Origin of the sequence: Streptomyces sp. NPDC058001, assembly GCF_042886315.1 — a bacterium.
Classification (GTDB): Bacteria; Actinomycetota; Actinomycetes; order Streptomycetales; family Streptomycetaceae; genus Streptomyces.
The window spans coordinates 122,364-134,573 of sequence record NZ_JBHVQT010000020.1 but is presented as its reverse complement, the minus strand read 5'-3'; the positions used below and the strand labels follow the sequence as shown (position 1 = coordinate 134,573).

Genomic DNA, 12,210 nt, shown 5'->3' with positions numbered 1-12,210 from the left:
GAGCAGCACCCGGGAAGGGAGCCACGCATGGCCATCCGCCACCAGCTCATCGGCCGGGACCCGGCAACGGTCTGGAGGGTCCTGAAGAACCCGGCACGCTATGCCGACTGGGTGGTCGGCACCGCGCGCTCCACTCCACGCTCCGGGAACTGGCCCGACGTCGGCTCGTCGCTGTCGTACACCGTGACCCTGGCCTCCAAACGGTTCGACGGTCACACCGTGGTACGGCGGTTCGAGCCGCCCCGGCACCTGGAGTTGGAGGCGCACAGCCCGCTCGGCACGGCCCGCATCGCTCTCGACGTCCGGACCTGGGGCGAGGAGACGCTGGTGATCCTGGACGAGCACCCTCTGCGAGGGCCGGCCGGCAAGCTGCACAACGCGGTGCTCGACGCTGTACTCCAGTTCCGCCACCGCGCCATGCTGTCCCGGCTCGCCTCCGTCGTCGAGCGGGAGGACTCCCGGATCGACACGCGAGGGGAAGGAACGGGGTCATGAGCGACGCGATCGTGATAGGAGCCGGGCCCAACGGCCTGGTCGCCGCCAATCTGCTCGCCGACGCGGGGTGGACGGTGCGGGTACTGGAGGCCCAGCAGACACCCGGCGGCGCGGTCCGTAGCGACCGCGCGGTCCATCCGGATTACGTGAGCGACCTGTTCAGCTCCTTCTATCCCCTGGCCGCCGCCTCCCCCGTGATGGCCCGGCTCGCCCTCGACCACGAGGGCCTGCGCTGGTCACACGCCCCCGCGGTACTGGCGCACCCGCTGACCGACGGGCGCTGCGCGGTCCTCCACCGGGACCGTGACACGACGGCGAAGACGCTGGAGGAGTTCGGCAGGGGGGACGGGCAGGCGTGGCTGGATCTGTGCGACACCTGGGACCGCGTCGGCCAGGACCTGCTGGGGACGCTCTTCGCCCCCTTGCCGCCGATTCGGGCCGGGGCTGCTCTCGCCCTGCGACTGCGCTGCGCCGGTGCGCTGCGCCTGGCGCGGACCATGGTGCTCCCGGTGCGCCGCTTGGGCGAGGAGGAGTTCACGGGGGACGGCGGACGGCTGCTGCTGGCGGGCAACGCACTCCACGCCGACCTGGCACCGGAGGCGGCGGGCAGCGGAGGCTTCGGCTGGATGATGTCCATGCTCGGCCAGACGGTCGGCTTCCCGGTACCGGTCGGCGGCGCGAGCGAGATCACCGCGGCGCTCGTACACCGGCTGGAACGGCACGGCGGCACGCTCAGGTGCGGCCAGGGAGTGTCCGAGGTGATCGTGCGCGGCGGCCGGGCCGTGGGGGTGCGGACGACGGGCGGGGAGGAGATGACGGCACGGCGGGCTGTGCTCGCGGACGTTTCGGCACCGGACCTGTACCGACGCCTCGTCGGCCCGGAGCATCTGCCGGCCCGCGTCTTCGAGGACCTACGACGCTTCCAGTGGGATTACGCCACCTTCAAGGTCGACTGGGCCCTTTCCGCGCCCATCCCCTGGAGCGCGCCCGAGGCGGCGGGCGCGGGTACCGTCCACCTCGCCGACGGAGTCGACGACCTCACTCTCTTCGCGGCGCAGATCGCCATGGGCCGGGTCCCGGAGCGCCCCTTCCTGCTCCTCGGCCAGATGACGACCGCCGATCGGACCCGCTCACCGGAAGGGACCGAGTCCGCCTGGGCGTACACCCACGTACCCCACCGGGTCCGCGGTGATGCCGGGGGCGCGGGCCTCACCGGTGCGTGGGACGAAGCCGAACAGAAGATCATGGCCGATCGCGTCGAAGGCCGGGTGGAGCGGTACGCGCCCGGCTTCCGCGACCGGATACGGGCCCGTCGTGTCCTCGCCCCGCCGACCCTGGAGGCCGCGGACGTGAACCTCCACGGCGGCGCCATCAACGGCGGCACCACGAACCTGCACCAGCAGGCGGCCTTCCGGCCGTTTCCCGGCACGGGCCGTCCCGAGACCCCCGTCACCGGGCTCTACCTCGCCTCCGCGTCGGCCCACCCCGGGGGCGGTGTGCACGGAGCACCCGGCGCCAACGCCGCCCGCGCGGCTCTGCGCCGCCACACGACCCGTCGGGTGTTCAGCACCGCCCAAAGAACGCTGGCCACACGGAACCGCGGCGGCAGGCGGACGACACGATAGAAGCGCCGCCGCACCCAAGGCGTGTGGTCAGGCAACGGAGACGGCGACGAGAGCGAGGGCGGAGCCGCCGAAGACGATGGTGTTGCGCAGGTAGGTCTGGACACCCACCCAGCCCGGAAAGGCTTCCTCGGCGGCCTTGAGGAACGGGGCCACCTCGACGCGGGCCAGCTCCGGGTCGCCCTTGCGGCGAAAGGCGGCTTCAACGGACTTCACCGCGGTGAGGTTGCTGTAGACGATCGCTGCGTTCATCAACAGGACCAGGGAGGAGAATATCCAGGTCAGCGGCCGGGCCAGATCCGCGCCGACGAAGTTCATCACGGCGACGACGGACATCACCGCGGCGACGGTGACCGGGGCCGCGGCCTCGTGGCCGCCGGCGTCGAAACGGAGCTTGTTCTCCTCCAGCACCTCCGGCCGAACCCTCTGGCGGCGCAGCTCGGCCACCGCGGCGGCCTTCGCGGCCGGACCGAAGCGGTGGCGGACCAGCGGGATGCTCACAAAGGCGGCAGCGACCAGCAACTGCATGACGGCGGCAAGGGCGTTCATCGTCTCTCCTCGGACTTGCACTTAGTTCAAGTTGGGGACGAGAAGGACCGTAACCCGCGACTTGAACACTGTGCAAGCTTCGTCTTGAACTTTGTGCAAGTCCCGACGTACCGTGCAGGCATGGCACGCGACACCCTCACCCGCGATCAGATCGTCACCACCGCCGTCGGACTCCTCGATGCCGACGGCCTCGAAGGACTGAACATGCGCGCCCTCGGCAAGCGACTGGGGTCCGCCGCCACGGCGGTGTACTGGCACGTCAAGAACAAGGACGACCTGGTCCTGCTCGCCACCGACCACGTATGGGGCGAACTCGAACTCCCCGACCTCGACGCCGCCGACTGGCACACCGCGGCCACCACCATGGCCACCGAGCTGTACGGAATGTTCCTCCGCCACCCCTGGCTGGTGCAGGCATTCGCCGCACACGTCCTCTACGGCGAGAGCAAGGCGCGCCACGACGACCACAGTCTCGCCCTGCACGAGACCGCCGGCTTCACCCCCACCCAAGCCGACCGAGCCGCCGCATCCCTGTTCACCTACGTCCTCGGCAACGCGGCCGGCGCAGCCGCGACCGCCTCGCTCACCCGCAAGCTCGACCAGGGCGACAACACCGCAGAGGAACAGATCCACCACGCCATGACCAAGGCCCGGGAGATCGCCATGCGCCACCCCCGCCTGCGCGCCCGCCTGGAAACCCCAGCGGCCGACTACGCCGCATCCCCTGACGAGAGCTTCGAGTCCGGCCTACAAGCTCTCCTCGACGGCCTACACCGACAAGCAACCGCATAGCCGACTGCCGAGAGGGCCGACGCACTGCCGAACTGACACCAGCGAGGAGATCACCGGCCAGTTGCTTGCGGGAGTTCGCCCAGCCCGAAGCGGAGCAGCGATGCGCGGCGACCTTCGAGGCGACGGCCCCGGAGGGCGGCGAGTACTCGGCGCCGACAGCGGCGGCGGGCCGCCCGGACGAGCGCGGCGATCTCGGCCGTCTACACAGAGCGCACCGGCAACGCGGCCGATGGCGTACCAAGGCAGCCACTACGGCTGGAGGACCGAGATCTCCAGCTCAGGATCGAATCCGGAGTCCGAGGCAACCCTGCGAGCGAACTCGCGAACACCCGCCAACTGGCGTTCGCCGAAGGAGAAGTCCAGCGCCTCGGTGTAGTAGCGGCGCAACGCCTGCTCGTCGAACGCCTCCCATCGGGCGGCCTGCTCGCACACCTTGTCAACTTCGGCCATCGACAGGTCCCGGGACTCCAGGAAGGCGCGGTGCACCTCGCGCACGATGCGAGGGTTCTGCGCCAAGTAGTCCTTGCGGACGGCCCAGGCCGCGAAAACGAACGGCAGACCAGTCCACGCCTTCCACATCTCGCCCAGGTCGTACACCAGCAGTCCCAGATCCTCGGCCTGGTGAAGGTAGGCGCGTAGCGCGGCGTCACCGATGACGACCGCGGCATCCGCGTCCTGCATCATCACCGGCAGGTCCGGCGGGCAGGTGAAGTACTCCGGGCGGACCCCTTCCCGCGCCTCCAGCAGAAGTCGAGCCAGGCGTACCGACGAGCGCGAGGTGGAACCCAAGGCGACCCGACGCCCGTCCAACTCGTGCAGTGGAACCTGGCTGACGATCAGGCAGGAGGTCACCGCACCATCGCTGCCCACCGCGATGTCCGGGAGCAGCACCAAGTCGTCGGCATGCTTGAGGTACTCCATGCAGGCGATCGGACCGATATCCAGGGTCCCGTCGACCAGCGAACTGCTCAGCCGGTCCGGAGTGTCCTTGGTCAACTCCAGGTCGAGCAACGCGCCGGTGCGGGCCAGTCCCCAGTAGATCGGCAGACAGTTGAGGAACTGGATGTGCCCGACCCGGGGACGCTTCGCCGGTTCATGCAGGACGCGAGCTACGGGTGAAGTATCCACGCCCACAGGCTAGTACTTCAGAATCTGCCTCTACCCGGCGCCAGGGGCACCCGGTCACGGACCAGGCAGGCCAAGGGCGGTTGTGTGGCGGCGGAACACGACTGAGCCAGGGCGTCTGCTTGCGGATGGGAGGCCGACCGTCTCCAATCCGGCTGAAAATGACCGGGTCATGCCAACAACCTCGCCGCATGCCTTGCTCTCTTTTCACCCCCGTGCCTCAATGAGCAGCGCCTCCGCATTCTGATGACTCGTCAGTACAGGGTCGGCGTTCGCACGGTGCGTCCCCGGTGACGGGTGTGTCAGGGCATCGTCATCGCACCATCCCCCCACATGAAGGCAGGACCCCATGAAGTTACGCAGGCTCGGCATCGTCACGGCACTGACCGCCGGCGCGGCGGCGGGCAGTCTCGCCCTGGCCCCGCTGGCGACCGCCGTGGTTCCGAGCACGGCCACCATCGGCTTCGACTGCGGCAGTTACGGCTCCGGCACGGCAACCCTCACCGCCACCCAGAACGGCACGGCCGCGACGATCAGCGTGTCCACGTCGGCCATCACCGCTCCCATCCCGATCGGCGCCAACTCGGTGCGGTCGACGCTCACCCTCACCAAGAACGGTTCGGGCACCACCACCTTCACGGGTAACGCCAACCCCGCGATCCCGTCGGGCGGCGCGGTGTCCACCGGTCCGCTGAACGGCACCGTCGCAGCGGGCGACAGCCTGGAGGCCGCGTCGCTCAACGTCGTGGTGTTCGGCATCAGCGCGACCTGCACGGCGACTACCCCGCAGAACCCCGGGCCGTTCGTGTTCTGACCCGGCCCGGCACGGTCCCCCCACGCACACCGGCGGCGCCGCTCCCCAGGCAGCGCCGCCTCCCTCGACCATCCCCCACACCTCAACTGCCGCTGACCGCCGCCGCGTTCACTCCCGTACGGCCCCCAGTACCGCGAACGCCTCGACCTCCAGCAACAGTTCGGGGCGGAAAAGCGCCGACACCTGGACCGCCGTACTGGCCGGCGGCCGTACGGTGTCGATGTACTCGTCGCGTACGACGCGGAACGCGGGCAGGTGCGCCACATCCGTGACGTAGTAGGTGAACTTGACCACGTCATCGAAGGTCGCACCGGCGGCGGCCAGACAGCGCCGGAGATTCTCGAAGACCTGACGCGCCTGCGCGGCGGGATCGCCCTCGCCCACCGTCCCGCCGGACTCGTCCAACGCGACCTGCCCGGAGATCGCGACGAACCGGCCCGAGCCCATGACGACATGGGTGTATCCCGCGCCGGGCGCCACGCCCCCGGGTGCGGCAAAGTGGGTGAGTGTGGTGGTGGTCCTGTCGGTCGACCTTGTCGTCGTGTTGTCCATGGCGGCATCCTCACCCGACCCCCACTCATCCCACCAGCGCATATGTCGCATGTGATCCATGCCGCCCGCACATGCCGACCTGGCGCAAAGGCCGGTGAACCCGTCATACCGAGAGGACCCACCGATGACGCCGCGCCCGCGCCTGACCCTGTCCACGATCGTGCTGGACGCGCCGGACGCACACGAACTCGCGGCCTTCTACCAGCGGTTGCTCGGCTGGGAGGTCGAGCGGGAGGAACCCGACTGGGTGAAGATCGTCCCACCCGGTGGCGGCCCCGGGCTCTCCTTCCAGACCGAGGCGGAGTACGTACGGCCTGCCTGGCCGCCCGTACCGGGAGCGCAGCAGATGATGATGCACCTGGACATCGAGGTGGACGACCTCGACAGTGCGAGCGCCCTCGCGCTCACGGCGGGCGCCGTTCTCGCCGACCACCAGCCCGAGGACGACACCCGCATCCACTTCGACCCGGCGGGCCACCCCTTCTGCCTCTGGGTGCGCACCTAGTTCTCCTACCTTCGGGTGCGCACCTGACAATGCCGCCCCGGCACACACCCCCGGCGACCGCCCCTTCCTCTCCCTCCTTGACATGCAGCCTTGAGGCTGCCTATCTTTTAGGCAGCCTCAAGGCTGCATATTTGGGATGGCAACGCATGGACGAGGTGTTCAAGGCGCTGGCCGACGTCAGTCGGCGGCGGCTGCTGGACCGGCTCAACGCCCGTGACGGGCAGACGCTGCGGGAGCTGTGCGAGGGCCTCGACATGGCCCGGCAGTCCGTCAGTAAGCATCTGGCGGTCCTGGAGGAGGCCAACCTCGTGAGCGTGGTCCGGCGCGGCCGGGAGAAGCTGCACTACCTCAACGCCGTGCCGATCAATGCCATCGCCGACCGCTGGATCAGCCAGTACGACCGCGAGCGGACGACCGCGCTCGCCGATCTCAAGACGGCATTGGAGCACGAGCCGATGGACAAGAACGAGTTCGTCTACACGACCTACATCAGGACCACCCCCGAGCGGCTGTGGCAGGCCCTCACCGATCCGGCGTTCACGCTTCGCTACTGGAAAGTGGCGCTGAAGTCCGACTGGAAGCCCGGGTCCGCGATCACCTGGGAGCAGGAGGGCGTGACCATCAGCGACCCGGAACAGGTGGTCCTCGAAGCGGAGCCCTACCGGCGGCTGGCGTACACCTGGCACACCTTCACACCCGAGTGGGCCGACTCCGTGGGGCTCGGTGGCGACGTGCTGGCGAAGCTCACCGCCGAACCCCGCTCGAAGGTCGGTTTCGACATCGAGCCGCTGGGTGAGCTGGTGAAACTGACGGTCACCCACACCGCGGCCGACCCCGGGAGCACCCTCCTGAAGATGGTCGGCGAGGGCTGGCCGCATCTCCTGTCCGGTCTCAAGACCCTTCTGGAGACCGGGGAAACGCTCCCCGAGCCGGCGGGCTGAACCCGTCGGCCGGAGGCGCGGGGCGATCGGGGTCAGTACGGCGGGCGCGGCGACAGTACATATCGCGCCATGTGGACCGGCGTGGACGCCTTGTGCCCGAGGTTGTGGGTCAGCTGCCGGGCCTCCTTGTCGGTGTCGATGGAACGGCCCTGGTCGTTGTCCTCGGACGTGAAGTGGGGCGCGGGCTCGGCCGCCTCTGCGGCTGCGGCGCCGCAGATCATCAGGGCGCCGGTCGCGGCGGCAAGGGTGACGTGACGAAGTCGCACGAAGTCATCTCCCGGTTCGGTTCAGGGGCGTTGACCAACGAACGACCCGTGCGTCCGTGGCGTGCCGCTGCGCCGATCGGGTCACCCGAATGATTGACACCCGACCCCACCGGCGCAATTCTGAGAGCGCTCTCAGCAACGCATGGCAAGGCGTTCCATCCCCAGGACCCCACCCTGTCGAGGAGGAAGAGCGTGCCCAGACAACGCAGTTGGCCGGCGGCCTTGGCGGCGGCGATCGTGCTCGCCGCGGGCTTCACGGCGACCAGCGCACCGGCACAGGCGGCGGGCTCCCCCGCACCCGCACCCGCCATGGCCGCCGTACCGGCGACGATCCCCCTGAAGATCACCAATAGTTCCGGGCGCGGTGACCCGGTCTACATCTACAACCTCGGCACCGAACTCTCGACGGGACGCCAGGGCTGGGCCGACGCCGGCGGCACCTTCCACCCCTGGCCCGCCGGCGGCAATCCGCCGACGCCCGCGCCGGACGCGTCGATCGCGGGCCCGGCGAACGGGCAGTCGCTCACGGTCCGGCTGCCCAAGTTCTCCGGCCGGATCTACTTCTCGTACGGTCAGAAGCTCGTGTTCAAGCTGACGACCGGTGGGCTCGTGCAGCCCGCGGTGCAGAATCCGACGGACCCGAACCGCGACATCCTCTTCAACTGGTCCGAGTACACACTCAATGACTCCGGTCTGTGGATCAACAGCACACAGGTCGACATGTTCTCGGCGCCCTACGCGGTCGGGGTGCAGCGAGCCGACGGTTCCACGGTCAACACCGGGCACCTCAAGCCGGGCGGGTACAACGGCTTCTACAGCGCGCTGCGCGGACAGCCCGGGGGCTGGGCGAATCTGATCCAGACCCGCTCCGACGGCACCGTACTGCGGGCGCTGGCACCCGGTCACGGCATCGAGGCGGGCGCGCTGCCGGGCACCGTCATGGACGACTACGTCAACCGGGTGTGGCAGAAGTACAGCACCCAGACGCTGACGGTGACGCCGTTCGCCAACGAGCCCAACACGAAGTACTTCGGGCGGGTCTCCGGCAACGTCATGAACTTCACCAACAGCTCGGGCGCCGTCGTCACCAGCTTCCAGAAGCCGGACTCGGACAGCATTTTCGGGTGCTACAAGCGGCTCGACGCCCCCAACGACCTGGTGCGCGGCCCGATCTCCCGCACCCTGTGCGCGGGCTTCAACCGCTCCACGCTCCTGGTCAACCCCAACCAGCCGGACACCAGTTCGGCGAACTTCTACCAGGACACGGTGACCAACCACTACGCCCGCAAGATCCACGCGCAGATGGCCGACGGCAAGGCGTACGCCTTCGCCTTCGACGACGTCGGGAACTACGAGTCCCTGGTCCACGACGGCAACCCGCAACAGGCGTACGTCACCCTCGACCCGTTCAGCTGAACGGCTCACCGGCCCGCGGTCCGGGCGGCCTGGAGCGTGCGGGGCGGAGAGGGCGTACGAAGTGGTGCGGGGCGCATTCGGTGTAGGTGGGTGCGCTTCCCGTGCGCCCCCGCCGAAACGGTGAAGTACGGAGACGTCCCGGCGGCGGTGCGTGGCGGGAACGTGATCAGTTTGTGATCTTTGGAGCAGCTGGGTCCGTGGCTCACTCACCACGGACCCGGCTGTCTCCTGTCCCCCTCCGTTGTCCCTCTCCGTACGAGGAGTCCCGTGCGTATCAGAACCGTTCTGTCGCTCGCCGCGTCGGCCGCCGCCGTGCTCACGCTCGCCGCCCCTGCCCAGGCCGCCGACAACGGCGACTACTACGTCCGTGACGCGCGGTCCGGCGCGTGCCTCACCGCCGGGGAGGGTCCGGTCGGCGGCGACCTCCGGCCGTGCGGCCCGGACACCGTGTGGTCGCTGCGCAACGAGCCCGACCGCAGCGTGCGGTTCCAGGACAAGCGGGACCCCCGCCGCTGCCTCGCGCTGTCGCCGGTTCCCCTGTTCCCGCCGCCCGTCTTCGCGGGACCGTGCGGCGAGTCGCCCGACCGGTGGAGGATCGAGGGCGAGGACGACAACAGGCCCGTCGCCCTCCGGCTCGCCGAAGACCCGGGGCTGGGCAGCCTGACCGCGCGAGGCCCCCGCGCGACGCTCGCCGGCCACGGTGAGCCCGAGTGGCTGCTCCAGCGCCTGGGCTGATGCCCGATCGCGCCGGTCCCAGCCGCCGGCCGGCGTCCTGACAGGCATCACCCCACGGCCCCGCACGTGACCGGCCAGGTCATGGGCGGGGCCGTGCCACGTCGAAGCGGTGGACCACGCCACGCACCACGTCACGTACTACGCCACGCACCACGCCACTCCACGCACCACGCCACGCTCAGCGGGTGACCGCGAACACCGTCCCGCTGTCGTTGCCGACGTAGACCGCGCCGTCCGTCGCCGCGGGTGATGAGCGGATGTCGGCGCCCGTCCGGTACGTCCACCTCGCCTCGCCCGTGGCCGCGTCGACGGCGTACAGGGTGCCGCTCTTGCAGCCGACGTAGACGGTCCCGGCCAGGACCGTCGGCGACGAGTAGACGACATTCCCCACGCGGAACTTCCAGCGCTGCCTGCCCGTCTCGGCGTCGACCGCGTACAGATGGCCGTCGTCGCTGCCGACGAACACCACACCCTCGGACACCACGGGGGACGAGCCCACACCGCCCCCGGTGGCGAAGGTCCACAGCCCGGCGCCCGTGTCGCAGTGCACGGCGTGCAGCTTGCCGTCGTAACTGCCGACGTACAGCGCCCGATCGGCCACGGCGGGCGAGGACTTGACGACGCCGCCGGTCCGGTACGTCCAGGCGCGCCGCCCGGAGGCGACATCGACCGCGTACACCCGCCGGTCGTCGCTGCCGACGTAGACCCGCCCCCAGGCGACCACCGGCGACGAGCGGATACGGCCTGTCGCGGCGAAGGCCCACTTCTGTTTCCCGGTACGGGTGGTGACGGCGTACAGGGTGCCGTCGTCGCTGCCCACGTAGACCACTCCCCCGGCGACGACCGGCGAGGAGTTGACCTCGCCCCGTGTGGTGAACTCCCAGCGCTGGTCACCGGAGTTCACGTGCACGGCGTACAGGTGGTAGTCCGCGCTGCCGACGTACGCGGTGCCCGCCGCGATCGCCGGGCAGGAGTAGACGCCGTTGCCGGTACTGAACTGCCAGCGCCGCTCGCCGGTCCGCTCGTCGAGGGCGTAGAGGCCGCCGTCCTTGCTCGCGGCGAAGACGAGACCGTCCGCGACGACGAGGGACGGGGTGACGGGGCCACCGGTGGTGTAGGTCCAACGGCGGCTGCCCGCAGGGGACTTGGTGGTTGCGCCGCCGGTGGCCGCACGGTCGCCGCCGCCTCCGTCGTCGTCGTCACGGTTCCGCAGCCACAGGACGCCGCCTCCGACGACGGCAGCCGTCCCCACGCCCGCCAGGGCGACAAGAACCCGCCGACGGTTCGGCGACCCCGCGACGGCGCGGTCAGGGCCGGTAGGGGTGAGCGACGCCGGGTCCGCGGTCGGTGTCACCGGGTCGGGGAGGGAGAGCACCGTGTCGGGGTGGGGCGCAAGGGTGCGGAGGCCGGGGGCGTTTCCGTACGGGTCCACGGTGACGGCACGCCACGGGTCCGGCCTACTCGTCCCGCCGGACCGCTCCGGCGCGGTTCCCCCGACCTGTCCGGCGCTCCGCACCGACGCGGCGACGGCGGGCGGCAGCCAGGCACCGTCCACGAAGGCGAGCGAGACCGTGTCCTGCCGCTGCGCACTGGCGAACTCGCCGAGCAGGGCGCCGACTTGGGGCCGGTGGGCGGGATCCTTGGCCAGGCAACGCGCGAGGAGTACGCGCAGGATCACGGGGACCTCGTGCAGATCGGGCTCGTGGTGCACCACGCGGTAGCCGACGCCCGCGGCCGTACCGACACCGAACGGCGGCCGTCCCGTCGCGGCGAACGCGAGCACACCGCCGAGCGCGAACACATCGGCGGGTGCTCCCGCTCCGGCCGCGGTGAGCTGTTCGGGCGCCATGAAGGCGGGCGTACCGACCACGACACCGGCGCGGGTGAGCGAACTGGAGCCCGCCGTCAGGGCGATACCGAAGTCGATGACCTTGGGCCCGTCCGGCGCGAGGAGCACATTGGACGGCTTGAGGTCGCGGTGTACGAGGCTCGCCGCGTGGATGGCCTGCAACGCCTCGGCGAGTCCCGCGCCGAGCGCCAGAACGGTCGCCGGCGGGAGCGGACCGTGCCGCTCGACGGCGTCCGCCAGGGACATCCCCGCGACATGGACGGTGGCCAGCCAGGGCGGGTCCCCGTACGGATCGGCGTCCACCACGGCCGCCGTGAACGCCCCGCTGACCGCCCGCGCCGCCTCAGCCTCCCGCGCGAACCGCCGCCGGAACTCGGGGTCTTCGGCGAGTTCGGGCCGGATCGTCTTGACCGCGACGGCACGGCCACCGGGCGAGCGCGCCAGATACACCCGCCCCATTCCGCCCGACCCGAGCCGCCCCACCACCCGATAGGGCCCCACCTGCCACGGATCCCCGCCCACTACCTCGACCACGGGCTTCCCCCTGCC

General features: G+C 70.3%; 13 protein-coding genes. 8 read left to right on the top strand and 5 right to left on the bottom strand.

Translation table 11 applies throughout. The features are described from left to right. The first annotated feature begins 27 nt into the window (after nucleotides 1-27). Nucleotides 28-495: an SRPBCC family protein gene (locus ACFVT5_RS38995; RefSeq protein WP_389898328.1), complete on the top strand. Its 468-nt coding sequence runs from the start codon at nucleotides 28-30 to the stop codon at nucleotides 493-495. After that, nucleotides 492-2,120, top strand: coding sequence for a phytoene desaturase family protein (locus ACFVT5_RS38990; RefSeq protein WP_389898326.1), 1,629 nt, complete (start codon nucleotides 492-494; stop codon nucleotides 2,118-2,120). Before ACFVT5_RS38995 ends, ACFVT5_RS38990 begins: the two co-directional genes overlap by 4 nt. 27 nt (nucleotides 2,121-2,147) lie before the next feature. Here ACFVT5_RS38990 and ACFVT5_RS38985 read toward each other — a convergent pair whose 3' ends face one another. Next, nucleotides 2,148-2,666, bottom strand: coding sequence for a hypothetical protein (locus ACFVT5_RS38985; protein ID WP_389898324.1), 519 nt, complete (start codon nucleotides 2,664-2,666; stop codon nucleotides 2,148-2,150). A 120-nt stretch (nucleotides 2,667-2,786) separates the two neighbouring features. Here ACFVT5_RS38985 and ACFVT5_RS38980 point away from each other — a divergent pair, with 120 nt between their 5' ends. Next, on the top strand, nucleotides 2,787-3,458 hold the full coding sequence (locus ACFVT5_RS38980) for a TetR/AcrR family transcriptional regulator (RefSeq protein WP_389898322.1): 672 nt from the start codon (nucleotides 2,787-2,789) through the stop codon (nucleotides 3,456-3,458). Between the two features lie 249 nt (nucleotides 3,459-3,707). On the opposite strand, the gene ACFVT5_RS38975 is transcribed toward ACFVT5_RS38980, so the two are convergent. Beyond that, a complete protein-coding gene (locus ACFVT5_RS38975; protein WP_389898320.1) occupies nucleotides 3,708-4,586 on the bottom strand; it encodes a menaquinone biosynthetic enzyme MqnA/MqnD family protein in 879 nt (292 codons plus the stop codon). Between the two features lie 346 nt (nucleotides 4,587-4,932). Between ACFVT5_RS38975 and ACFVT5_RS38970 the strand changes: the two genes are divergently transcribed. Further along, nucleotides 4,933-5,397, top strand: a complete 465-nt coding sequence (locus ACFVT5_RS38970; protein WP_389898318.1) for a hypothetical protein — start codon at nucleotides 4,933-4,935, stop codon at nucleotides 5,395-5,397. Nucleotides 5,398-5,505: 108 nt separating this feature from the next. Here the strand turns inward: ACFVT5_RS38970 and ACFVT5_RS38965 are convergent, their stop codons facing one another. Beyond that, nucleotides 5,506-5,949, bottom strand: a complete 444-nt coding sequence (locus ACFVT5_RS38965) for a RidA family protein (protein ID WP_389898316.1) — start codon at nucleotides 5,947-5,949, stop codon at nucleotides 5,506-5,508. A gap of 124 nt (nucleotides 5,950-6,073) precedes the next feature. Between ACFVT5_RS38965 and ACFVT5_RS38960 the strand changes: the two genes are divergently transcribed. After that, a complete protein-coding gene (locus ACFVT5_RS38960; RefSeq protein WP_389898314.1) occupies nucleotides 6,074-6,454 on the top strand; it encodes a VOC family protein in 381 nt (126 codons plus the stop codon). 146 nt (nucleotides 6,455-6,600) lie between these two features. Continuing rightward, nucleotides 6,601-7,395: an ArsR/SmtB family transcription factor gene (locus ACFVT5_RS38955; RefSeq protein ID WP_389898311.1), complete on the top strand. Its 795-nt coding sequence runs from the start codon at nucleotides 6,601-6,603 to the stop codon at nucleotides 7,393-7,395. 32 nt (nucleotides 7,396-7,427) lie between these two features. On the opposite strand, the gene ACFVT5_RS38950 is transcribed toward ACFVT5_RS38955, so the two are convergent. Further along, nucleotides 7,428-7,661 (bottom strand): hypothetical protein, encoded by a 234-nt coding sequence (locus ACFVT5_RS38950; protein ID WP_389898308.1) that lies wholly within the window; start codon nucleotides 7,659-7,661, stop codon nucleotides 7,428-7,430. Between the two features lie 192 nt (nucleotides 7,662-7,853). On the opposite strand from ACFVT5_RS38950, the gene ACFVT5_RS38945 reads away from it, so the two are divergent. Together ACFVT5_RS38945 and ACFVT5_RS38940 are read left to right on the top strand one after the other, a co-directional pair. Then, nucleotides 7,854-9,077, top strand: a complete 1,224-nt coding sequence (locus ACFVT5_RS38945; protein ID WP_389898306.1) for a glycoside hydrolase family 64 protein — start codon at nucleotides 7,854-7,856, stop codon at nucleotides 9,075-9,077. 267 nt (nucleotides 9,078-9,344) lie between these two features. Continuing rightward, nucleotides 9,345-9,812, top strand: coding sequence for a hypothetical protein (locus ACFVT5_RS38940; RefSeq protein ID WP_389898303.1), 468 nt, complete (start codon nucleotides 9,345-9,347; stop codon nucleotides 9,810-9,812). A 178-nt stretch (nucleotides 9,813-9,990) separates the two neighbouring features. Here the strand turns inward: ACFVT5_RS38940 and ACFVT5_RS38935 are convergent, their stop codons facing one another. Further along, nucleotides 9,991-12,195, bottom strand: coding sequence for a PQQ-binding-like beta-propeller repeat protein (locus ACFVT5_RS38935; protein ID WP_389898301.1), 2,205 nt, complete (start codon nucleotides 12,193-12,195; stop codon nucleotides 9,991-9,993). Nucleotides 12,196-12,210 lie beyond the last annotated feature (15 nt).